General features: G+C 39.4%; 18 protein-coding genes. 12 read left to right on the top strand and 6 right to left on the bottom strand.

Annotated features, from left to right (window positions below):
- Positions 1-101: 101 nt before the first annotated feature.
- Together IPM48_07370 and IPM48_07365 are read right to left on the bottom strand one after the other, a co-directional pair.
- A complete protein-coding gene (locus tag IPM48_07370; GenBank protein MBK9271401.1) occupies positions 102-1169 on the bottom strand; it encodes a class I fructose-bisphosphate aldolase in 1068 nt (355 codons plus the stop codon).
- A gap of 6 nt (positions 1170-1175) precedes the next feature.
- Positions 1176-1676, bottom strand: coding sequence for a DUF4920 domain-containing protein (locus IPM48_07365; protein ID MBK9271400.1), 501 nt, complete (start codon positions 1674-1676; stop codon positions 1176-1178).
- 157 nt (positions 1677-1833) lie between these two features.
- Here IPM48_07365 and IPM48_07360 point away from each other — a divergent pair, with 157 nt between their 5' ends.
- The 3 genes from IPM48_07360 to IPM48_07350 all read left to right on the top strand — a co-directional run bounded on the left by IPM48_07360 (position 1834) and on the right by IPM48_07350 (position 5344).
- Positions 1834-3567 (top strand): caspase family protein, encoded by a 1734-nt coding sequence (locus IPM48_07360; GenBank protein ID MBK9271399.1) that lies wholly within the window; start codon positions 1834-1836, stop codon positions 3565-3567.
- A 77-nt stretch (positions 3568-3644) separates the two neighbouring features.
- Positions 3645-4655, top strand: a complete 1011-nt coding sequence (locus tag IPM48_07355; protein ID MBK9271398.1) for an NTP transferase domain-containing protein — start codon at positions 3645-3647, stop codon at positions 4653-4655.
- Between the two features lie 230 nt (positions 4656-4885).
- Complete coding sequence (locus IPM48_07350; protein MBK9271397.1) at positions 4886-5344, top strand: hypothetical protein; 459 nt, start codon at positions 4886-4888, stop codon at positions 5342-5344.
- A gap of 10 nt (positions 5345-5354) precedes the next feature.
- On the opposite strand, the gene IPM48_07345 is transcribed toward IPM48_07350, so the two are convergent.
- Positions 5355-7013: an MFS transporter gene (locus IPM48_07345; GenBank protein ID MBK9271396.1), complete on the bottom strand. Its 1659-nt coding sequence runs from the start codon at positions 7011-7013 to the stop codon at positions 5355-5357.
- Positions 7014-7073: 60 nt separating this feature from the next.
- Positions 7074-8357: an insulinase family protein gene (locus IPM48_07340; protein ID MBK9271395.1), complete on the bottom strand. Its 1284-nt coding sequence runs from the start codon at positions 8355-8357 to the stop codon at positions 7074-7076.
- A gap of 301 nt (positions 8358-8658) precedes the next feature.
- Here IPM48_07340 and dnaN point away from each other — a divergent pair, with 301 nt between their 5' ends.
- From dnaN to IPM48_07295, 9 genes are all read left to right on the top strand, one after another.
- Positions 8659-9765 (top strand): DNA polymerase III subunit beta, encoded by a 1107-nt coding sequence (gene dnaN / locus IPM48_07335; protein ID MBK9271394.1) that lies wholly within the window; start codon positions 8659-8661, stop codon positions 9763-9765.
- A complete protein-coding gene (locus IPM48_07330) occupies positions 9765-10343 on the top strand; it encodes a nicotinate-nucleotide adenylyltransferase (protein MBK9271393.1) in 579 nt (192 codons plus the stop codon). Before dnaN ends, IPM48_07330 begins: the two co-directional genes overlap by 1 nt.
- Before the next feature lie 101 nt (positions 10344-10444).
- Entirely contained in the window at positions 10445-11716 is a 1272-nt protein-coding gene (locus IPM48_07325) for a hypothetical protein (GenBank protein MBK9271392.1), read from the top strand.
- Positions 11717-11927: 211 nt separating this feature from the next.
- On the top strand, positions 11928-12971 hold the full coding sequence (locus IPM48_07320; GenBank protein ID MBK9271391.1) for a di-heme enzyme: 1044 nt from the start codon (positions 11928-11930) through the stop codon (positions 12969-12971).
- Position 12972: 1 nt separating this feature from the next.
- A complete protein-coding gene (locus IPM48_07315; protein ID MBK9271390.1) occupies positions 12973-14682 on the top strand; it encodes a hypothetical protein in 1710 nt (569 codons plus the stop codon).
- 6 nt (positions 14683-14688) lie between these two features.
- Complete coding sequence (locus IPM48_07310; GenBank protein ID MBK9271389.1) at positions 14689-15588, top strand: hypothetical protein; 900 nt, start codon at positions 14689-14691, stop codon at positions 15586-15588.
- A 117-nt stretch (positions 15589-15705) separates the two neighbouring features.
- A complete protein-coding gene (locus IPM48_07305) occupies positions 15706-17556 on the top strand; it encodes an ABC-F family ATP-binding cassette domain-containing protein (protein MBK9271388.1) in 1851 nt (616 codons plus the stop codon).
- An 89-nt stretch (positions 17557-17645) separates the two neighbouring features.
- Positions 17646-19361 carry an SBBP repeat-containing protein gene (locus IPM48_07300; protein MBK9271387.1) on the top strand — a complete coding sequence of 572 codons (1716 nt, stop codon included), beginning with the start codon at positions 17646-17648 and terminating at the stop codon, positions 19359-19361.
- A gap of 68 nt (positions 19362-19429) precedes the next feature.
- Positions 19430-22207: a T9SS type A sorting domain-containing protein gene (locus IPM48_07295; GenBank protein MBK9271386.1), complete on the top strand. Its 2778-nt coding sequence runs from the start codon at positions 19430-19432 to the stop codon at positions 22205-22207.
- Between the two features lie 88 nt (positions 22208-22295).
- Here IPM48_07295 and IPM48_07290 read toward each other — a convergent pair whose 3' ends face one another.
- Entirely contained in the window at positions 22296-22727 is a 432-nt protein-coding gene (locus IPM48_07290; GenBank protein ID MBK9271385.1) for a hypothetical protein, read from the bottom strand.
- A gap of 1058 nt (positions 22728-23785) precedes the next feature.
- The gene (locus IPM48_07285) at positions 23786-25684 is read right to left on the bottom strand and encodes a hypothetical protein (GenBank protein MBK9271384.1); all 1899 of its coding nucleotides are present in this window, start codon (positions 25682-25684) and stop codon (positions 23786-23788) included.
- Positions 25685-25734 lie beyond the last annotated feature (50 nt).

Here is a 25734-nt window from a genome sequence, read left to right as displayed (position 1 = left end):
GCAAATTTCATTTTGGTTGAAAACTTTGGATTAAAAAGGAAAAGTCTGGACTAATCCTGGGATTGCCCTCTGAAAAAACATTGCCATTTAAAGCCTAAATCTTAAGCCAGGGTAACTTCCTTGTCCAGATATACATCCTGGATGGCATTCAACAATTTGATTCCTTCTGAATAAGGTTTTTGAAAAGCTTTCCGGCCGGAAATAAGTCCCATACCACCGGCCCTTTTGTTGATCACCGCGGTGGTAACAGCTTCCTGAAAATCCGATTCTCCCTTGGATTCGCCACCAGAATTAATCAAGCCCGATCGCCCCATATAGCAATTGGTTACCTGATATCGGCAAAGATCAATCGGATGATCTGAACTAAGTTCTGAGTACATTTTAGGGTTCAATTTTCCATAAGACGAACCGCCCATGTTCAAAGCTTCATAACCATTGTTGAGGGTGGGTAACTTTTGCTTGATGATATCTGCCTGTATGGTCACCCCCAGATGATTGGCTTGTCCTGTCAAATCAGCAGCGTTGTGATAATCCTTTCCATCTTTTTTAAAGGATGGATTTCTGAGATAACACCATAGCACGGTGGCAAGACCCAACTCATGGGCATACTCAAATGCTTCCGACACTTCGACGATTTGTCGCCCACTTTCATCCGAACCAAAATAAATGGTGGCGCCCACCGCTACTGCTCCCATGTTCCAGGCATCTTTGATTCCACCAAACATGATTTGATCAAATTTATTGGGATAGGTCAACAATTCATTGTGATTGATTTTGACAATGAATGGTATTCGATGGGCATATTTTCTGGATACAGCTCCAAGGACACCAAAGGTGGACGCAACTGCATTACAACCTCCTTCAATGGCCAATTTGACAATATTTTCCGGATCAAAATAAATGGGATTGGGTGAAAAGGAAGCTCCGGCACTGTGTTCGATGCCTTGATCCACAGGCAAAATAGAGACATATCCTGTCTCAGACAATCTGCCGTGAGAAAAAATCTGTTGAAGGCTGGAAAGCACCCGGTTGTTGCGATTGGACATGGTCCAAATGCGCTCTACGCTTTCAGGTCCGGGTAAATGCAAATGGCTTTTGTCAATCGTTTTACATTGATGTTCCAGGTAAAAGGCAGCCTGACTTCCCAGTAGATGAGCTGTTTGTCCCATTCTCGATTATTTTTTTTCTTCCAATACAACGACTCCGTCCGCCATAAATTTCATTTCTTCCTGCGGCTGGGTGATGGCATCGATTTCTGCTTGTGATTTGCCCTCGTCTTCAGCATAGTGTTTTAATTCATCCACGCCGGTAACTTCTTTGAATGCTTTTCCCTTTACAACAACTTTTGTTCCTTCAAACTCCAGTGGAACAAAAAAACCATAATCCTTAAATTTCACAAAAAAACCAGTGCTATCCTGCGGGTTTTCGCTAAGGACCATCCAACATCCCTTCACTTTACACACGCTGGTGACATAGCCGCTGACGGTGCAAAAAACGGAATCCTGGGTCTTCAGATTTCCCAAAGCATCAGTCACTCCAATGGCTCCATCTGTTGAAATGGAATCACCATAGACCGCTAAATGACTTGCCATGGCAGCAGGTGCAGATTCATTGGGTGCTTGATTTTTACAAGCTGCAAAAAAGAGTGCTATTAATAATATACTTAAGTTTTTCATAAATTGTAAATCTTGCACAAATATAATCCCCGATACCAAATAATAAAGTGGGCTTGTTCTCTGTTAGGATTTCTGTAACAAAAATAAAGGCCGATTGTCCAAATTAAACCCATATTACAATTTTTTGTTATATATTTATCCTTTTAATACAGTATTTATGAATAAGCTAGCCCAACAAGCATCCCTTCCTGTCCCAAAACCAAAAGGTTTTCAATGGGTGCTATGTCTCTCTGCATTCTGGTTTATCACGCATCAAAATATTCAGGCTCAATCCTGCATTCGCGGTAATTGTTTGAATGGATTTGGCAGCTACCTTTTTGCGAGCAAAGCCAGATACACCGGAGAGTTTCAATCCGGAAAAATGCATGGCAAAGGAGTCTTTTATTATTCGAATGGATCTAAATATCTCGGCAACTGGTATCATGGAAAAAGACATGGTGAGGGTAAAATGGTTTTTAAAAACGGAAACCAATACACCGGAGGATTTATAGCGGATAAAATGCAAGGCACGGGTACCATGGAATTTGCAGACGGCCATCGCTACACTGGTGAATGGATGGACGATTCGCCCAATGGCAAAGGCAGTCTCTATCAGAAATCAGGGGAGAGATATGAAGGCCAGTTTCTCAAAGGGGTTTTTGAAGGCAAGGGAAGGTACTTTTATTCAGACGGTTCGCATTACAACGGTGACTGGAAAAATGGGAAAAGACATGGATATGGTGAATACACCGACGCCAAAGGCAAAATACTATCGGGTGATTGGGTGGAGGACAAACCCATAAGGGTGTTGGATGAATCGGAACCCATTGCGGACATGAAATTGCTGAGCGCGGATTCTTCCAAGGTTCAATTGACTCAGTCAGAGAATGCTTTACCCAATTGCAACAAGACTTTTTGTAAATCCGGGAAAGGAATTTTGGATTATGCAGATGGTTCAAAATACGTAGGAGAGTTTTCGAATGGCGAGGCCAAAGGACAAGGAATATGCTATTATGCCAATGGAGACCGGTACGAAGGCGACTGGGAAAATCATGCACCACACGGAGAGGGAACCATGTATTTTAAATCCGGCTTGGTTTATGGAGCGATCTGGAAAAACGGCGAAGCCATCAAACAACTTCATCATAAAAAAGAATTTGTCCTGGATGAAACCGTACAAATAGACCAGAATGATGAAGTCAAAATTTGGGCAGTGATCGTTGGCGTGAGCCGTTATGAACACATGCCGACCTTGAAATATTCTGACGACGATGCCTACCGGATGTACGCTTTTTATAAAAGTCCGGAAGGGGGCGCTCTGCCAGAATCTCAAATCCGCATTCTGGTGGATGAAGACGCATCCCGATTGAATATATTGAAGGCCATGAACGAACTCTATCTTAAAGCCGATGACAATGACATGGTTGTTCTCTATTTTTCCGGTCATGGCCTGGAAGGTACTTTTCTCCCCATTGACTACGATGGTTATCAAAATGCCATAACCCATGATGAAGTGATAAACTTGTTTTCCAAATCAAAAGCCAGGCACAAAATATGTTATGCCGATGCCTGCCATTCCGGAAGTCTCTTGGCTGCCAAAGGACCTTATGCCTCTTCTTTGATGTTTTTCTATGAAGAGTTGGACAAGAGTTCGGGAGGGAGTGCTTTTGTCATGTCTTCCAAAGCAAGGGAGTTTTCTCTGGAAGACGGAGGGCTTCGTCAAGGAATTTTTTCACACTATCTGATCCGGGGTCTCAAAGGAGAGGCTGATCTGGACACCAACAAGACCATCACCATCCGGGAGTTGTTTGATTTCGTCTATGGAAGGGTCAGAGAATACACCGGACTGGCGCAGACACCAATGATTGCAGGAGATTACGACGAAAAAATGCCGGTTGGTTTTATTCGCTAGTGCCCATCCAAAGATAAATTTTGATAAAATTTTCTCTAAATTGCATTCAGGCATAGGATTTGCATGCATCTCAGTCGATGAAGGCCATCATTCCAGTAGCAGGTGCGGGCACCAAACTTCGCCCATTTACCTATACTCAACCCAAACCCTTGATACCGGTGGCGGGCAAACCCATTATTGCATTTATTCTGGACCAGATGATCGAGTCCGGAATGAAAGAATTCATTTTTGTCATTGGATACCTGGGAGATAAGATCAAAGACTATCTGGAAGAAGCATACCCAAATATCCAAAAAGAATACGTCCACCAAAACGACCGACAAGGATTGGGGCAGGCTATTTTAAGTTGTTCTGGATTAATCGGCGAAGGTCAGGATGTTTTAATTCAACTGGGAGATACCATCCTGGACATTGATCTTCAGGTACTCATGAATTCCAAACATCACACACTGGCAGTCCGCAAAGTAAGTGATCCAAGATCTTTTGGAGTGGTCGAGTTGGATGAAGAGGGACAAATTAAAAAATTGGTGGAGAAACCCCAAATCCCAAAATCCAATCTGGCCCTGGTAGGACTGTATTTTATAAAAAATTTCTCCAGTCTGAAATCCGCGCTCGAACACAACATAAAAAACAACCTGCGAACCAGAGGTGAATTTCACCTGACGGACGGCTTGATGCAAATGATTCTGCAAGGTGAAAAAATGGGGGTGATGGAAGTAAAAAACTGGTTTGATTGTGGGAAGAAAGAGCAACTCTTAAAAACCAATGCAACACTATTGGCAAGAAGAGAAGATTTGCGAAAGGCCATGCCCTGTGAAAGCTGCATCATTATCCCACCCGTAATCATTGGGCGGGATTGCGAAATAAAACACAGCATCCTAGGACCCAATGTCACCATTGGTGAAGGGGCTAAAATAGATTATTCCATTCTCAGCAATTCTATTATTGGCAATTATACCATTTTGCAATCTGTTGTACTCGATCAATCCATTATTGGAAATGACGCCATGATTAAAGGCAGTGCTCTGAGCTATAACATCGGAGACAATACAGAAATCGATCTTGGAGGATTGAGGGAGGAGACATAATTCTTTAAGTTTTACGGATTAAATTTAGGTCATTGGATTTAAACAATCATTGGATGAGGGATCATTTTTAGTTTTGTATTTATCTTTGATGGTTGGGATTTGTTGGATGGCTGTTGAGATTTTGCAAAAGTTGTAACTTGCATTAAACTTCGGAAATGATAGTGTGAAATAAACTCAAAATGCTTGATTCAATTTCTGATTTCTACATTCAATAAAATTAAAAATACGATATGAAAAAATGGATGATCTTCGGAATCGTAGTTTTATTCGGGATAAAATCATTTGGTCAAAATGAAAATCCGAAGTACGATTCAACATTGGCGTTTGCACTGGGCGCAGATCAACTGGGAATGAGACTATATGTGATGGCCATTCTTAAAACGGGGGACAATACAAGCACCGATAAAAATTACAGGGACAGCTGTTTTACAGGACATTTGAAAAACATTCAAAGACTTGCAGCTGAAAAAAAATTAGTGGTCGCCGGTCCTTTTGTAAAAAACAATGCTCAGCTGCGGGGCATCTTTATATTGAATGCCACCAATTTAGAAGAGGCGAAACAACTCATTGAATCAGATCCCGCCATCAACGAAGGATTTCTTTCACCAGAGCTTTATCTATGGTATGGATCTGCTGCTTTGCCTGAGTATATGGAGGCTGCTGAAAAAATTTGGCGGGTGAAACCCTAATTTCGATTTCCTACGATCCTTCCTTTTGCAAAATTTGGTCGTAGTCTATCCCCTGCCTTTTAAGGATGTCTTTAATTTTCCAGGCAAAAAACAAAAGATAGGCAAAGCAAAATACAGTAAGCCAGTAGGATTGATGGATGCCAACTGAAGAAATATCTGCAAGTTTTCCCTGCACCGGAGGAATGATCGCTCCACCCAGAATCATCATGATTAGAAAAGCAGATCCCTGAGTCTCATATTTGCCCAATCCGGCCAACGAAAGTGAAAAAATACAAGGCCACATTACGCTGCAAAACAAACCTCCACTTAAAAATGCATAAATCGAAACGATGCCTGTCGTCATTAAGCCAAGACACATTGCCAGCATACTCAAGCCGCTAAATAACATTAGGGTAAATACAGGTCGATTCTTGCTCAGCATAAAAGAAAATATCAAAATCAACACACAAATTGCATAATAATACAATGCGGACATTTCTTTTCCGGCTATGATATTTAAGATCAAAACAAGCCCATACGCCACCATGGGAACAATCCAAACCAATCTACCTTTCCAACTTTCTGACAGATTAAAAACAGGTATCGCTCCGGTCCATCTCCCAATCATCAGACTTCCCCAATACATCGAAATATAGGGAGCAATATCTGCTGCCTGCAATCCTCCATAAGCGTCCTGCTTGAGCAGTTCGCCAAGATTGCTTTGGATCGTTACTTCCACTCCGACGTACACAAAAATGGCAATCATGCCAAGTATCAGTTGAGGATGTTTTAAAGCTCCCCAACCCTTTTCATTTTTCCAAGAAGCATATTTGGCCAAAAGCAAACCCAGAATAAGCACCAATAAGGCACCACACAACCAATACATTCGTTTGTACTCGAGATCTGCGAGTGCTTTTTCATCCAAAATTGTCAAATCGATCCTGTAGGAATCAAAAACAGGATAAAAACAAACCACCAGGCCCAGGGTGATTGCCATCATCAACCAGACCGCTTTATTGGATTTATCAGCCAGTTGATCGGTTTTTCCGAGAGGCACTTTCTTGGAGAAATAAAACAGCATTGCTGCCATTAAAAACAACATTCCGACTCCGACATAAAGCCAGATCACTTTACCAAGCTTCAGACTTGTAAGCATATCATCGCTGTAACTGGTGGTCCCAAACAATACCAGAGCAACAACGATGGGTCCAATGGTCGTGCCAAATGAATTGATGCCTCCTCCTAAATTTATTCGATTGGAACCAGTGGCAGGATCTCCCAACAAAATTGCAAAAGGATTGGCGGCAGTTTGTTGTAAGGAAAAGCCCAATGCCAAAATAAAAAAAGCAAACAGGAATAAATTAAATCCAGACCCAGACCGGACGGCCAGGATCATTGCAATTGCACCGATTAGTGAGATCAGTAATCCGATCACAATGCTCTTCTTATATCCCCATTCAGCCACAATGTCTTTGAGTCGGACGCTGCCCGCGATAAAAAGTCCAAGTGCACCCATATAATAAGCTCCGTAAAATGCGAAATCTACCAACTGACTTTGAAACTGATCCAGCTGAAAATAATTTTTACAAAAGGGAATGAACACACCATTGCCAGCAGCAATAAACCCCCAGAAAAAAAACACAGTGATCAAAGTACTCAGTGCTCCATAGTTGGTTTTAGTTGTATTCATTGGCAACATCGTTTTGAAAGTGGAAAGTTAAATGAATTCAATCCATTTGGTCTAAAAAATTCATATTCCCGCTGTGACAACAGACATTTTGTCTTCATGTAGATATTTCCCGGCCAATTGCATCAACTCGTCCTGTTCGATGCTCCTTATTTTTTTGACCAACCGGTCAAATGCCTCCATTGTTTTAAATTCCATCATGAGTATTTTTAGCAATTGAATGGACTGAAAAGAACCATCGGTCATTCGAAGCAAATGCCCGTTCAGGTAATTTTTAACCATTTGCAATTCATCTTCGGGAACTGGTTCTGTCCGCAATTTCTGTAATTCCAACCTTATTAAATCAATGGTCTTCTGTTTTTCATCGGCGTTGATCTCGGCACTGATGTAAAAACAACCTCCGTGCAATTGGATATCCAGGGTGGAATGAATATCATAGGTGAGGCCATGCTCCTCGCGAATATTGCGCATCAGCCTTGACCCAAAATAATCTCCCAACAAACTATTCAGAATATACATACCATCATAATCCTGACAGGATTTTGCAAAGAGCCCACAACCCATTTTCAAACTGGTCTGACTACAGTGTGGGATGGGAAAGTGTTTTTGAACCGGCATGCCATATCGAAAAACTTTTACAGGAATAGCAGGTGCTGATTTGACAGGAAGCGAAGATAATTTTGCAGCCCAAAAAGGCTTTTCCATTTCTTGCCCAACATAAAATATGGACAACAAATCCTGGGCATAATTCATCCGATGATATTCAACCAGATGATCTCTGCCAACTGCGTCGATCAGTTCCGGAGATGAGTTATAAGCATAAAATGAATCTGCACCATACAAATGTGCAGTCATTTCTCGGTACGACACATAATCAGGCTCAGCAAGTTGATGTCCCAATTGTGATTTCATAAATATTTTGCTCTGTGCCAGTTTATCGGATGGGAAGCTAGGAAAGGCAAGAAGGGCAATGCAAAAGTCAAATAATTTTTCAAAATGCTTTTGAAGACAACTCACTGAAAAAACCGTAAAATCAAGATCTGCGATCAAACTGTAATTGCAGCCATGAAAATCAAAATAATCAACAATTTCCTTTTGCGTAAAATCTCTGCTTCCTTCCTGAATTTGCGCTGCAGTCATTCTTGCGGTCAGGGGATAAAGTTCTGATCGTCTGCCATTCTCAAACACCAGTTCAAAATAGCAAAGATTTGGACTTTGAGGGGATAGAGAAAAGACTCTTGCTCCTGACTCAAGATAGGTCTCATGGTGCACCGGAAATTTAAGATCCCAATTTAGCGCAGGGATTTTTACAATCGGATTGGAGGATTCGGTATCGTTTGTTTTCAAAAATCGGTTTTTCAATTCAAAAGACAAAATTGCAGAGAATTAAGCATTTCGGTGATACTATTCATTTATTGAATTCTTTAGAACGTCTGTTTTGTGCAATAAAATGATGAAATACAATACAATTTATTTAATTTTAATTATTTACACATTTTAAAAATAATTAATATTATATAATTTTTGACCGAATCATACCAGCGATTTCCCAGAATTGCTCAGCTGTTCATTTTTTTATCGCTTAGATGTAAAAATGTGCCTCCGGAAGCTTAATTTTGCGGTTCTCAAATAAGAAAAGACCAAAATCATGAAATTCACTGCCTCTACATCCACCCTTTTAAAGCCACTGCAAACCGCATCCGTTGCTTTGACTGCCAACCCCGTCATGCAGGTATTGGAAGATTTTCTCTTTGTTTTGGAAGGAAACAAACTTTCAATCGCAGCCTCCAATCTGGAAGTGACCATTTCTACGGAAGTGCAGGTAAATGGCAGTGAAAATGGAAAAATTGCCATTCCGGGTAAAACACTTCTCGAAACATTAAAATCCTTACCCGAACAACCGCTCCATTTTGTCATCGACACAGACACCAGAGGAATTGAGTTGACTTCATCTTCTGGTAAATACAAACTGGTAGGAGAAAAAGCAGAAGATTTTCCTGAAATTGAGAAACCTGCAGAGGAAGATCAGATTGTCATGGAATCTATTCATATCCAAAGAGGCATTGATAAAACGGTATTTGCCGCAAGCAATGATGAAATGCGGCAGGCCATGCGTGGAATCAATTTGACCATTGATTTTAACCATGTCACCTTCGCTGCCACCGATGCCCACAAACTGGTCCGGTACAGTTTTCTGGATGTCAGATCTGACGTTGCTTCCAGTTTGCTGTTTACAAAAAAATCGATGCTCGCCCTCAAATCCATTCTGCCCAAAGAGGGTCAGGTTACGATTTATTTTAGCAAGGCCAAGGCATTTTTTGCTTTTGACAATATTATTTTTTCTACCCGATTGATTGAAGCAAAGTTTCCAGATTACAACGCGGTTATTCCCACCAATAATCCCAATATCATGCAGGTCAATCGCGAAGAACTGATTACAGTGTTGCGCAGGTTGATGATTTTTGCCAACAAATCGACCAGTCAGGTAGTATTCAATGTTCAACAAAGTAGCTTAACCATCAATGCACAAGATCTTGACTTTAACAACGAAGCGACCGAACAGATGGAATGCAGCTATCAGGGTGAGCCCATCAATTTAGGATTGAATGCAAGATTTGTCTTGGAAATGCTGACAGTGATTGAATCAGAAATGGTCAGATTCGAAATCAGTTCTTCCAACAAACCATCCTTGCTATTGCCTACCGAACAAGCGGCAGGTGAAGATTTACTCATGTTGGTAGTAACCAATTACTAATGAGAATTGGCCTTTTCTTCGGATCTTTTAACCCGATTCACACAGGTCATTTGATTATTGCACAACATCTGCTGAATATTACAAACCTTGAAAAAATATGGCTGGTGGTCAGCCCTCACAATCCATTCAAAGAAAAAAGTAGTCTGGCAAGAGACCATGACCGATTTTATCTGGCGCAGATTGCGGTTGAAGACAATCCACAAATATCCGTCTCCAACATCGAATTTTCATTGCCGCAGCCTTCTTATACCATTGACACCCTTACCCATCTCAAAGAAAAGTATCCAAGTCATCAATTTTCTTTGATCATGGGTGCCGATAATTTGGTGAGTTTGCCAAAATGGAAAAACTATTCCTTGATTCTTGAAAAACACCAAATCTATGTATATCAAAGATCGGGTTCATCGATTATTGATTCCACTTTGAGAGACCATCCTTCTATCACAATAACCGATGCTCCATTGCTGGATTTGTCATCCACCCTGATCCGATCGCTTTTAAAAGCAGGAAAATCTGTCCGTTACATGGTACCGGAAAAGGTTTTTGAAGAACTTCAACTGACTCAACTTTACAGGTAGTAGTCTACGATCAATGCTTTTGTTTGGGTGATTTTCAAAGAACGCTTAATTTGCCACCAGAAACCCTTAAAAGATTTATATTTGCAAAATAATCTAAAAATATGAAAATTAAAATCTTGTATTCATTCCTCCTTGTATGTTTGGCATTTTTCTCTTTGCGTTCACAAAACATCCTCGTGCTCAACGAAGGCGCTTTGGATTTTAGCACAGGCCAGATGATACAAGCCGTCAGTTTTGGTTCTTATTCCTTAACCGATAAGCAATATACTAAATTGTACGATATAGAAGGTTCCCGTTTCGCATCCGATTTACATTTGGACGGAGATAGCTACTGGATTGCCGCAGACGAAAAAATTCTCCGATATCAATTAAAAACCCATGCCCTTCTATCTGAATTAAAAGTAAAAGGGGTCCGCAAAATCTTTACCACAGATCAATATTTGATTGTTTCCCGTGGTGAGTACCTGGTTCAGCTGAATTCTTATGTACAGATCTATGATAAATCAAATTTGGAATTAAAATACGAACTGCCGGCTTCCGAATTTTCATTTACCACCGAAAACATTTTGGTGCACGATCAAAAAGCCTACATCATCGCAAACAACGGCTTTGACTTTGGAAATGAAGTAGGTAAAATTTTGGTCATTGATCTGAATAAACTGGAATTGGAGAAAACCATTGATCTTGGTCCAGAATCAAAAAATCCAGAAAACCTGGTCCACTACAAAAACCATTTATACACATTGAACAATCGGAATTTTACCGATGGAAGTACTATTTCCAAAATATCCATTGATCGGGGTGAAGTGGTCTCCACTACTTTGCTACCCAATATAAGCTCGCTTTGCGGTACTTCCGTTTTGGTTGAATCATCGATTGTTTATCAGGAAAGTGGAAAAAATGAAACCGGAAGATACGATCTGAACAATGACCTGGCCGGATTTTACAAAAACGCAAATGCAAGTTATTACGGATTGAGTTATGATCTCAAATCAGAATTTATACTCGGTGGCGTAACCGATTTTTTTTCCTTTGGAAAAGTGTTCATCATGAACAAAGACCTGGAGATAATTGAAGAATTCAATACAGGAATAAGCCCTGGATATTTTATTGTTGACCAAATTTCCAGCAATCAATCCAATCCAGCAGATGTTGAAAAATCATTGCTTGTTTCCAATATTGCCAACAATCAATTGATCTTGGACTCAACGATTGATCCCATCGGTGTGCATTGTATTTCTTCCAATGGTCAAACTATACCATTAAAGTTAAATCATCAAACCATTGATGCCTCTTCACTTTTACCCGGTATTTACACCTTAATGATTTCAACCAGGGAAAAAATAACAACAGAACGTTTTGTCAAATTTTAAAATACCTGATTTGTTCTTTGATAAAAAAAACAAATCCGCAAATAGATTATATTCTACACGATAAATCCTTATTTGTCCTTGTTCAATCTACCATATTATAAAACTTGCAACAATGATGCACAGGCTTGAAAGAATATATATTGTTGCTGATTTCATTCATGGAAGCAATCTGTCTTAAGTGCTTACTCAATTAAATCTCGGAATTCTATTATTGTCCTTATATTTTGTTCTTCTGTTTGCCAATTTCAAAACGGATAAAGACGGTTTTCAAATAAATAGTCTGGAGGAACTTGGTCATTTTTTGTTTTTTGATCCACTTCTATCTGCCAATGGTAGCAAATCCTGTGCTTCATGTCATGATCCGGTTTTTTCCTATAGCGATGGTTACAAACATTCTGTCGGACTTTATGGAGATCATGTCCGGCGAAACACTCCTTCTCTTTTAAATGTAAGCGAACGGATTGCTTTAAGCTGGGCCAACGATACCTTACGTTCATTGGAATCACAAATGCTTAGACCACTCTTTTCAACACACCCACCTGAGATGGGTGTCACCGGTCATGAAGAAAGCATTCTCTACAACTTGTCACAAAAGAAATATTACCAAAAGGCATTCAAAAAAATATTCCCTCAATCAGATCCGGGCATCCAATTTCCAAATATTATCAAAGCCATTGCTGCCTATCAAAAAAAATTAAATTCCTACAACAGTGCCTATGACCGGTATTTGGAATCAAAAGACACTGCACAATTTGGGTATCGGGAAAAAGCAGGGATGGACTTGTTTTTTAGCGATAGACTTTCATGTGGCAACTGTCACAACGGCAGAAATCTGGATGAGCCTGATCGCGGATTTGAATATGCCAATGTCGGTCTGTATTATTGTGAAGAATGGTATCCCAACTCTGATCAGGGTCTCTTTGAAATAACTTCAGACAGCACAGACATTGGAAGATTCAGAATACCCAGTTTGAGAAATGTCGCCTTAACCGCACCTTATTTTCATGATGGAAGCACAGAAACATTGCACGAAGTCATCGAAATTTATGCGAGAGGGGGCAGAAAAAATGAAAAAGGAAGCTGCGTGGGAGATGGCCGTGACCATCCCAACCTCGATCCCAGAATGAGCGAATTTACTTTAACTTCTGATGAAAAAGCAGGGCTCATTCATTTTCTATTTTCCTTTACGGATACCAGTTATTTAAAAAATCCTTACTTTACCAATCCATTTGAAGACCTACCCAGCCATAAATAAAATGTACCCGCGCTTGATCATTTTTGGATTGTATGGCATTGTGATGAGCATCCAATGCGGTTCGGATAAAAAAATGATTTCAAAAATCCATGACTCCCCTGTTGAAGAAAGAAAGAGACTTATCTCCAAAGTATTGCTCAACAAATATCCCATCTTAAACCTACCGGATATTGACAAAGACCCGGTCAAAAAAATGGTTTCAAACTTGGTGATGGAGTATCCCGGAATGCAGGAATTTTATTTTGAAAAGGAAAGCAATAAACCGATGCTATCAGAAATCTTTTCAATATCCGCATTAAGGGCTTCGGATCCTCTTGGTGGAAATGCAAAATGTGCCGGTAAGAATTGCTGGAGGTTAGAAATTTACCATTATGCAAGCAATGGAATGTTGCTGGCAATCGTTGATGTCGATCAAAAAAAAGTTTTGGATTTTAATTATTTCAAAGGTTTTCAACCCGATCTTCCACCTCATTTGGGCGAATTGGCCATTTGGATTGCTGCCCATGACAGCACAGTCATTCGGGAATATGGGGGATTGTCTCCTTTGGCAGGTGAAGCAAAAATGCCTTCTACCAAAACTGCTCTCAACAACACCAAATGTCAGCGTTCTATGCATCTGTGCGTCGCTCCTACATTTGTAAAAGGCAATAAAGCGCTTTGGTCCATTGTTGATCTGACTGAAATGAAGGTCGCTGGCGTAAAGTGGACCGAAGTGGGGATCACCGGAATGGCCGTAACGGAGCGCCTTCTGCAAAATGAAAAAATGATGAGCGCTTATTGTGAGGTAGAAAACCATGGCGCCATGGACGGCTGGGAATTTGATTATACCTTAACTCGTTCCGATGGACTGAGAATTCGCAACATCCGATATCTGGGAAGACAATTGTTTGATGATGTCAAAATGGTGGATTGGCATGTTTCCTATTCCAACACGGATGGATTTGGATACAGCGATGCGATTGGTTGTCCCGAATACAGTCAGGCTGCTGTCATTGCCATTGAAGCTCCCTTTTTCGAATCCATTCTAGACAATGAGGACACCATTGGATTTGCCTTGGTACAAAAATATTTCAGCGAAGGCTGGCCAACTCCTTGTAGTTATAATTACCAGCAGAATTTTGAATTTTATCGAAATGGTAGTTTTAGACCTGTTGTGGGCTCACTTGGCCGCGGCTGTGGCAATGATGGCACCTATAGGCCGGTCACGAGAATTGCGATTGCCGGAAACAACAACACCTTCCAACAATTCAAACAGAATAATTGGAAAAGCTGGGACAAAGAGCAATGGGATGTGGAAGATGAACTTTCTGAATATTCAGAAGACAAATACTTTGGAAGGATTCTTTACAAAGACAAACCCTGGCTTATCATTGAGGCTGCCAAAGGTCAGTTTAACGATGGTGGTCGTGGAGACCGCGCGTACTACTATATCACAAAACGTCATTTGGATCGGAATGAAGGTGAATCAGATCTTCCTACCATTGGTCCTTGCTGCAATACAGACTTCAGACAAGGTCCTGAAAAATTTATTGAATCTCCTCCGGAAAATATTTTAAATAGCGGTCTTGTCCTGTGGTACGTGCCTCAATTAAAAAACGACAATGCCAAAGGATCTGAATATTGCTGGGCTGAATCGGTTTTGGAAAATGGGATCTATGTAGCCAAAGTTTATCCCTGCTTCTCCGGTTTGAAGTTTCACCTAAACCAATGAAAGAAAATGCATCCTTCATTTTTATGGTTTCATCTTGTTTTCCTTAGCTTTTATCAAACGAGTCATTCCCAGGAATGCAAAGGAATACCTCAATTTATTTCTGCATTGGGATTTGATCCCGGCCGGACTGCCCTAAGTACAACTGAAAGAAAAACAATGGGGGCGGTGCTCATCGAACTGGAGAATGCTAAAAATACAGGATCCGGCAGAACAAAATCTTATCAAGATCCGAGTTGGCGCAGTGGAGGTTATCTTGGAGCCATAGCAACCGACCAGGAAGGGAACGTGTTTGTGATTCCAAAAGCCAATGTCAACATGCTTTCCAATCCTCCGAAAGACCAAAACACCGTCTATCGCATTGATTCCAAAACCGGAAAAATGAATTCCTTTGTAAAAGTTCCGATGACCGTTCTGCCACACGAACGAAATCCCTATGGACTTTTAGGCAGTTTTTATGATTGCGACAACCATGAACTGATCGTCTCCACCGTAGCAGGTTCCGACGACAAATCGGAGAGAGGCGCCATTTATGCCATTCATACAAAAACAAAAAAAATCTCATTGCTCTTAAAAAACACGGATGTCATTGGTCTTGCTATTTTTAAGACAAATGGGCAAAGAAAACTACTGTTTGCCCTTGCGCGCAAATCTGAAGTTTGGAGTCTGAATCTAAATGCAAAAAATCAAGTGACTGGTCAAGCCAAATTTGAATTTTCCATTGCAGGCTTAGGTCCAAGGGGAGATGACAGGATTCGCAAGATGAGAGTTCAACCCAACGGGACCATTGACATGACGGGTACTTCTTTTTTTTACAATTTATCCGCACCGGTCGATGTTCCTGAAACCATTTATAATTTTAGCTACTTTGCCCAAACCGACAAGTGGAAATTAACTGGAATGCGCTAATACTAAGCCTCATCACAAAAGCTAAAAGCAAGTTGTTTTCTAAAAATTGGTAATTTTGCCATTTCTAATTTTCTAAAAGCTATACCATCTTAAAATTTTTTTCACCATACTCCTTTTATGAATTATCTAACCATTGAACACGCCAGCCTTTCCTATGGTGAAAAAACTCTTTTTTCAGACATTGAACTTAAAGTAAATCGAGCAGATAAAATTGCCATAGTTGCCCGAAATGGAAGTGGTAAATCCACTTTATTGCGAATTGCCGCAGGCATAGACAAATTGGGGGGCGACCATGCAAAATACTGGATCAATAAAGACATACAAACCAGCTATCTTGATCAGGATCCTGAATTTCAAGCGGGAGACAGTTTGCTGGATACCATTTTGGAAGGTCATGATGAGTGGATCAAACCACTCAAAGCATTGCACACCGCTCAAAAATCCCACAACGATGCTGAGATACAAAAAGCACTGATGCTTGTGGATGAAGCAAAAGCATGGGAGATAGAAAACTATGTCAATGAGTTGGCAACAAAATTCAAACTTCCAGATTTGGAAACACCGGTTGCCAATCTGAGTGGAGGTCAAAAGAAAAGACTAGCGATTGTCAAAGCGCTTGCCGGAAAACCAGATTTTATTATTCTGGATGAGCCTACCAACCATCTTGATCTTGAAATGATAGAGTGGCTGGAAAATTTTCTTTCTCAAAGCAATCTGACCATTCTCATGGTAACACACGATCGATTTTTTCTCAACAATGTCTGCAATCAGATTCTTGAACTGGATATGGGCATCCTCTATAAATACATGGGTGATTACGAAGATTTTGTCGAGAAAAAAGCCATGCGCATGCAAAATGAAGCGGTCGTAAAAGACAAGTTGCGCAAAATGTTAAAGAGAGAACTTGAATGGGTAAAAAGAATGCCAAAAGCCCGTACCACCAAGTCAAAATCTCGCGTCGATGCCTATCACGACAAGAAAGCAAGCCTTGAGGGGCCTGAGGCACTCGGTGAAATTGAATTTGAAATAGAACACACCAGACTTGGCAGCAAGGTTCTTGAACTTCACAATATTTCAAAATCTTTTGGGTCAAAACCCATTTTGGAAAAATTTTCCTACAAATTCAAACCAAAAGACAGGATAGGTATAGTCGGACCTAATGGAATGGGGAAGACCACTCTGCTGAGACTTTTTACGGGGATGCTACCGGTGGATTCAGGTAAAATTGTCATTGGCGATACGGTCTTGTTTGGTTTCTATGAACAAGATGGTATCCAATTGACCGAAGACAAAAGGGTTATTGACGTAATCAGAAGCATTGCAGATTATATTCCTCTGAAAAAAGGCCTTAAATTAAGTGCCGAAAGTTTGTTGGAAAGATTTTTATTTCCACGACCGCAGCAACAAGTGTATGTATCCCAATTGAGCGGAGGAGAGAAAAGAAGATTGTACCTGTTGACCATCCTTATAAAGAATCCCAATTTTCTGATTCTTGACGAGCCCACCAATGATCTCGACATCACTACCCTCAACGTACTTGAAGACTATCTGATGGATTTTCCGGGAGTACTATTGATTGTTTCCCACGATCGGTTTTTTATGGATAAGATCGTCGATCATCTCTTTGTGCTGGAGGGCAATGGCAGGATTCGGGATTATCCCGGAAACTACTCATCCTATCGGGAAGCGATCTTAACAGAGAAAACCGATATCGTAAAACCTCCGGTTACATCTGTGCAGCCCGTCCAACAAGAGCAACGCAAAATTCAACAAGCCTCAAAAAAAGAAATGCAGCAGTTGGAAAAGGAAATGGATCGACTGAGTCAGGAAAGGGATAAGCTGGTCGAATCCTTCAGTTCTAATTTGCCGGGCAGCGCTGAATTTATCAGTAATAATAAGCGTTTGACAGAAATTCAAACTAGGCTGGACCAAATTGAATCAAGGTGGATGGAACTAGCAGATGGATAAGATATTGATTCTTTTTGGTTTGATTTTCATTTTGACCATTCAAGCAGCAGATGAGCTTTCATATGGATCTTAAAATAAAAAACCATTCAATGCAATTTAAATTTACCACACTTGTTTTTGCTTTTTGTATGGGTCTTGAATTCATCGCATCTCAGACCGTAAAACCTAGCTGGGCTTTTGGGATTGGAGACACAGGACCTGACGCAGGAAATTCACTACACATAGATCCGGATGGAAATCTATTGATCACCGGATTTTTCAGAGGTAATCCTGACTTTGATCCCGGACCCGGTGAGTTTAAGCTGCTGAGCAATGGGTCTGAAGACGTTTTTGTCTGTAAATATGACCCCTCAGGTCATCTGATTTGGGCTAAAAACTTCGGCAGCAGAAGAGAGGACAGGGGGCAGCAAATAACGACAGATACCGATGGCAATATTTACATCAGCGGATATTTTAGGGATGCGGTATCATTTGATGAAGAGAATCCTGATCAAAAATTTTTTCCAAAAGGATTCAGCGATGGTTTTGTTCTCAAATTAGACAAAGATGGAACTTTTGTGTGGGTCAAACAAATCGCGGGCAATTTGGACGATATTCCAAAGTGCATAGCGGTGGATAGGGAAAATGAGATTCTGGTAGCAGGTTACTTTCAGGGTACTACGGATTTTGATCCTTCTGAAGACACCCTTATCTTTCAATCCAAAGGGGTCAACGATGTATTTATTTTAAAACTGAATCAAGATGGTGATTTAAGGTGGGCAAAACATCTTGGAGGAAGATTTGACGATCAGGCCTCTGCAGTTTTGATACATCCCAACAATGAAATCACCGTCACCGGAAATTTTTTGGATAGTTTGGATATTGATCCTGGGGTGGGAACCTATTGGCTTACATCAAAAGCTTCAGGAGATGTTTTTATCCTCCGGCTCGATTCAGAAGCCAATTTCAAATGGGCCGGACAGTTTCGTTCTGATCGTGTGGTCAACAACATTGGCGCGTACATCGACCGACAAGGATTTATCTACATGACGGGATTTTTTGATGCACAAACAGATTTTAATCCGGGATCCGATTCTCTGATTTTAGATGCTCCCAATACCGTCGGAGATATTTTTGTTGTTAAGTTGGATGAACTTGGAAACCTGCAATGGGCCAGAAAACTGGGAGGCGATGCACATGATGTAGGACTTGGAATTACTACCGATGAATTAGGCAATGTGTACACTACAGGATGCTATCAGATGGAAGCTGATTTTGATCCGGGTCCCGGTGAAGTACTGATGAGATCTGAAGGCAATCACAACAACGATATCTTTGTTTCCAAGCTAAACTCCAACGGTGAATTTGTAGGGTGCAATTCAGTCAACGGTCCAATGAATGACATTGGATTCTCCCTGGCCGCCAACAAGCAAAACCAACTGTTTGTGACCGGCATTTTTACAGCCAAAGTGACTTACAATCAAATTCCGGATACCACGCTCCTACAATCCCATGGTGCAGAAGATTTGCTTTTATTAAGATACGATTTTGACATCAGTCAGACAATAAACGCAAGCCTTAAATCGGATTGGAGTATTTTTCCAACCCTTGTTGACCATACTATTCACATTACCTGCAAGGAATGTCAATCAACGCCAATAGAATATAAAATATTCGATCTAAAGGGAAACTTATTATTAACCAGAAGTATCTCTGAGAAAACTGAACTGGTTGCAATTCCTGTACTTCATCTCCCCAGTTCCTTCTACATTTTACAGCTAAGGGATGAGTCGGAAACCATAGGAAGTTTCTTCTATAAAAGATAATATACTGGAATGATAAATGGCCTTGATTAGGATGAATTGTTGTATATTCGCGGTAAATTCTAAATATCATGAAAGCAAATCTCCCCTTACTTTCAGGTAACCTGAGAAAATACAAATGGATATTGGTTTCATTTATTATTGGTTTAATTAATACATACTTTTGTTATTCTCAAGACTGCACATCGGATACGATCCCTCCAACCCCTGTACTTTACACTGAGCTGCTGCTTGATATGGATTTTGACAAAGGATTTGGGGTGCTAAGGCCGCAGGATTTTGACAAGGGTAGTTATGATAATTGTGACAGCTCTGTCCAAATTTATTTCTATAGTAAGAATTACGAATATCAGGAGATTCACTTAGCCAAAAATGCCCTGGGTTATCCTCAGTCCGTTTGGCTTGAATTGGTGGACCAAACAGGTAATTCCTCAAAAGCAATGGCAAGGTACATGATCAGACATGGTGCCTGTGACTCATTGGTAAGTAAACCTCAATTTAGTTGTAAAACTGATCATATCATACCAATATTTAATCAGGTTCAATTGACACCAGAGACTCTTATCAACTTCGGGAGTTATGATTTTTGTTCGTTTGTCAAATTCTCTTTTGACGAACAAGGTAGTATTGACAAAATTACACGAAAAAATTCTGATATCGGAAAAACTGAAATGTTTACGATCTATGGTATGAATCAAAGTGGACAAACCTCATTTTGTAACATTAATATTCAATTCGTCGAACACAAATCAGGATGTGAAAATGACAGGATAGCTCCTGTGATCAAATGTAGGGATACATTTTTAGTCAATGACACACACCGAGATGTCCACGCCAAAGAATTAATATTATCCGCAGTGGATGATTGTGAAATTTCACATCTTCAATACTACTACTCCGGTCAATTTTCAAATCTATTTGAAATTGTAACCCGAAGCAAAAGTGCCAATGTTCTTGTTCAAGCTTACGATCTGCGAGGCAACTCAAGCTATTGTAAAGTCATTTTAAAAGCAGATCAAAGTTTAAGCATTTGCACAGAAGATAGTATAAAACCATACGGAAGATGCGTAAAACTCAAAAAATTATTTATTGATAAAGAAGATTATCAAATTTCCTCAACTGCTCTGCTCGAAGCATTTGGTGACAATTGTCCGGGACCCTTGGACTTATCTTTCTCCACTAATCCTGTGGACAGCATTTACACCCTGAAAAATGTCGATTACGGAAATCACGTCCAACTTGAAGTTTTAGTCACCGATCAACAAAAAAACACAAGCTCCTGTAAAAGCATCATCCTTCCTGTTGATATGCGCCCTTGCCAAAATGATACTACTCCTCCGGTCATAAAGTGTAAAGAGCATACTGTAATTGAAACAAATGGTGATTGCGGAAATGAAACAGTACATTTGGCAAGTTTTTTAAAAAATTATGGAGACAATTGTTCCAACACCAGGCTATCCTTTGTGGATTCTGAATACTGGGGTTGCTATGGTGATTGGATAGAAATTTTTATGCTGGAAATGCATCTGCCTGGAATGTGGATATATGCAAAAGACGAAAAAGGAAATAATGATTCCTGTTTTGCTTCATTTGAATTTAGACCCTGGACCAATACGTCAATCCCTATAAATATTACTGATGCTACAGATAATGGACGATTATATGAAAGCAAACTTTCTATGGGTGCAATATCTAATGAAAACAGGTATTTAAGAATAGAACCCTTTAGAATAAATGACAGACTCATCAGCATTTCCCATTATCAGGATGAAAAAATCAAAACTTTGGATTTAACTTACAATAAGCTGGGTTTTGAAAGAAACAATGTATCCAGTGAAGACATTCAATTGCTTGGTAATCTCATTGTTGATACAGTACTTAAACACTCTTTATCCAATCTATACTATATGGATATTGATCAGAATGACACCTTGGACATTAGAGATGCATTGCTCATTAAAAAATATATTTTCGGAGACACTAGTCATAATATGGTTTTCTCTAGTATTGAACCAGTTTTCGTTGAAGAAAACGAAAGAGTCATTGGAAAAAAAATAGAATATAAAAATTTCACCGAAAAGGATCCTGTCAGACTTTTTTACAATCAGCATGGCAATTATTACGATTCTTATTCAGGCCAGTTTACTCCTTTCCCTCCAAAGTTCTTGAAAGCAACTGGCCCCCCTGTCACATGGTACTACAAAGACAAACGGCTTACCCGGGGACAGGAGATATGGGTGGATATAAACCTCTATACAAAAAACCAGGTGTTTATGACACAGGGCAGTTTTTCCTTTAAGAAGGATTTTGCCATCATCGACAGTGTTTACACCAAGTCATTTCCTTTGATCTACCAAATGCGAAACAATGGAATTGCCTATTGCTTTGTATTGAATTCACAGCCAAACTTTCATAAGAACCGCGCAAACCTAAGACTCAAGTTAAAAATATTGAACGATGCTTTCTTAAGCGAAATAATAGAATATAATCCTCTGATTTCAAGTTTTGCCGTAGGCTATAACGGAGCGACGTATCCGATAGTCATCCGAAAAACGGGTATCTTGTTAACAGAATACGAAGAGCATGAAACACCCGATTTTAATCATGAAGTTTATGTTATCAAAGAATCATCAACTTCCGGTAGAGCCGTTGTAAAAATAAATCTGAATAGCAATCAGACCATTAATACTCAGATTGTTGATTTATACGGGAGATTGATTGCTCAGAGTAGCCAGTTATTGGATAGAGGTGAATACAAACAGGAATACCCGCTCATTCCAGGAATGTATATGGTCCAAATTTACAATAACAATGGCAGTGTCAGATCCATTCCGATTTACTTTCACTAGAATTTAAAATCCAAATCCATCACAAAAAATTAAACCGGGTTTGTGCAATCAATGCAAAACAAATCGATTAATATCGAATTAAAGGACCTTACTGGCCCTTATATTTTCCATTCACTTTCTTAAACTGGCAAGTTCCCAAAGTATCGCTGACTTCATTCGCCACAACCATGATACTCTCCACCATAGTCACTGAGTCCATAGAAACTAAAGTGTCTATCACCTTAGTATTCTTAATGGTGAAAGCATAAATAGAATCAGGGTTAGAGTAATCAATGCTCAATCCTGACACTTGAATTGTTTTACCGGGATCCTGCTCTGTGCTGCCCACCTTTAATACGGGATCCGTACCGGGAACAATGACGGTAATACTGTCCATGCCTTCAAAAAACAAACTTACGTTTCCGCTGACCAAACTGTCATTCACCAAATAGCCGCAATCCGCACTATAATAGTAGCTTTCAGTCTTCGTCGCACAAGCAGTCATAAATAGAAAAGAAATAAAACAACAAATTGATTTCATTGATTTGATTTTATGTTAAGAAATGTTTGACGGTCTTTTGCTGATTAATGAGGTATTACATTGGAAACCTTGATACAAGATACTAATAAAATTTAAAAAATAATGCGTATTCACATCTGTCCAAAATAATTTTTAGAAATTAAATTTTCCACTTTTTGTCGCTCAAAAAGTGGACAAAAACGCAGCCTTTTCTAAGGCGGCATCTTCCTTGGTTCTATTGGGCTTAATTTGGTTCATTTTGCAAAGTTCTCTGTTTGGACAGATTTTGGGCGCTGTATATTGCCGCTCCATAATATGATTTCACTATGATAGTTTGTTTGATGGGTGCATCATATTAGTTTCAGTTAAAGGAGCGACAATATAAGGCGCTATTTCCAAAATCTGTCCTTCTTGGGCCGCTGACGAAAAGGCTCTTAATATTACTCATTATTCAGATTGAAATATCAGGAATAATGATGGTTTTCATGCATTTCAATGCGGCTTAGGGCTCCGCAGCTCGGGTACCCAACCAGCGAATTTCGCGGTCATGCTAAAAACTGTCTGAGCCCAACCGAGGAGCTACCCACAATGACGGAGTTGGCGAAGCGAGGATTGTGGAGCCCAGTAGGAGAGGTAGAGGCGAGTTTTTTTAGCATAGCGAAAGAGCTGCAGTTGGGTGAGCGAGGTGATCGTAGCGAAGTATCCTGCCACGCAGGATACCATCGTACGACAGTGCGATGGCGAAGTGAACCGCGAAAGCGGATAATTGAAACAACGAACTATCTTTGTTTTATCCCTTGCGCCTTGCCCCCAATTTGTTAGCAGGTCAAAAGAAAGTAACATGCATGTAGTTTGAAAAAAAAATGTTTTTTAAATTACAATAGTTGTTATGGGGTTCAATTTTAAAATATCGTTACAAAATTTGTATACACATGTAAATCAATAGCCATATTTTCAAATTAAACTTATTTTGGACAGGTGTGATGTGTATTATAAAAAGATTAACAAAGTGAAAATATGAACTCCTATATTATAATAACCATAGAAGGCTGAGACCTCCTTTCCATACTGCATAGCCGTCAGGGACTGTTTGGTGAAAATGTCAATGACAGCTTCGTGCCATTTACCAAGCTTACAATAGACAATTGGCCATTTAATCTCTCCATTCTTTTCTCCATATTGTACAGGCCATTGCCAGAATTGAGACCCTTATCTCTATCAAAACCTACCCCGTTGTCGAATATTTCGAAATGTACTACACCATCATGAATATTAAAGTCAACAGTAACCTGAGTGGCGTTTGCGTGTTTTACAATGTTATGAAAAGCTTCTTTTACCACCAGAAAAAAATGACGTCTTCTTTCACCACTTATGCTGATACCCTCTGCTTCAGTAACTGGTCGAACCCAACTTAACTGTATCCCAAATTCATCGCAATTTTGTGAAAGATATCTTCTGGTATAGCTCAGCATGTTATCAAGACTATCTTGAGATCCATTCATTGCCCAAATAATTTCTCCCAGATTATGAATCAAAGTGATGCTTTGCTCCGAAATTCTTTGGATCAGGGATTTCTCTTGGTGGTCCACAGTATCAAGCACCTGGTCAGTCAGATACTTTATGGTTGTTAAGCCAGACCCAAGATCATCGTGCATTTCTGATGCGATCCTGGACCTTTCTTCTTTTAGTAGTAATTCTTTGTTTAAAATATTTTCTTGTTGTTCTAGTTTTAGTTCACTAATCAGCAATTTTTGATTCATTAGTTCTTTGTACTTGCTTTTCGTTTGGAGTGTCATATACAATACCAGAACCAATAGATCTGTAGTAAAAAGATAAAGTAGAAGCCTATCATTACCAAAAGATCTTAGGACAACATTCATTCCATTTAATGCGACAATTATTCCTGCAATAATTGAAAACATGTTTGCAATAACCAATAAAAAAGAGAGGGTGGTCCTTTTAATGTATAAGTATCTGAATAAGGTAATTGAAAACAATACTATGAAAAATAATAAGGTGGAATATAGCAATATGGATAAAATATAATAGTTATCCATCCTTACGATGGAATGGTATATCACAATACTCATAAAGAGCAAACTGATAAGAATATTGATATTAAATAAATATTTTAACAGTTTGGACCGTATTGTGTCCATTAAAAAAAAGACGTATATAAAATAGATATACAGAGAAGAGCTTACAAGAATGAAGTAGTTGGTGTATATGTTGAGCAATGGATAATCTGACCAAATATATTGATATCCAATTCCAGTTTTTGATAGCTGGTAAATAATTAATGTCATAAAGTGCAACACAAATACCAGGTATTTTAAATTCCTTGAATTTAAAATGATAAGACAAGTTATTAATAAAGCCAATAGCCAGATACCAATAATCAGACCTACGAAAACTTGCTTCGATGTGATCAATTTTATGTAGTAGTTTTCAGGAAAGAGGTGTATGGAAGTGGAAACAATTTTTCTATAGGGATTGTAAATTTTAAAAAATATATATTTAACAGATCTATTTAATTGAACTGGAAAGGTGAAATCAGGATCTGGAATCAGCCTTTTGTCATAAGAAAATTGATCCCCTACTTCATTATATTCTTTTACAAATTGTAAGCTGTCATTTAGCAGGAATATTTTTAAAGAATGTAAAGTTCTGTTGTCAAAATGCAAATAATAATTTCCTTCAAGAAAATGGGGAGGTATTTTCAGGATAAACCAATAAGCTTCATTTTTACTCCAGAAGCTTAGTTTGGAATTTGGTAAATCTTCAAATTGATTTTTTTTGAAGGATTCTAATATTTGTTCCTTGGAGGAATATAGGTCTGTCGTCTTAAAAAATACAGAAAGTTTGGTTACTTCGTAAGTCGATTGGAGAGAATTAGTTTTGGAGTAAGTGTTAAAAGGAAAAGTAAAAAAGATGGTAAATGCAATATAAACACTATGTATGTTTAGTATTTGTGGCAATTTATTTTTCGTGTTTTGTTTAAATTCAGATTATATGGGTAAGCAAAAAC

This window comes from Saprospiraceae bacterium, from assembly GCA_016715965.1.
Classification (GTDB): Bacteria; Bacteroidota; Bacteroidia; order Chitinophagales; family Saprospiraceae; genus Vicinibacter.
Note: the sequence above shows the minus strand (reverse complement) of the source record. Positions and strands in the feature narration are given on the sequence as shown.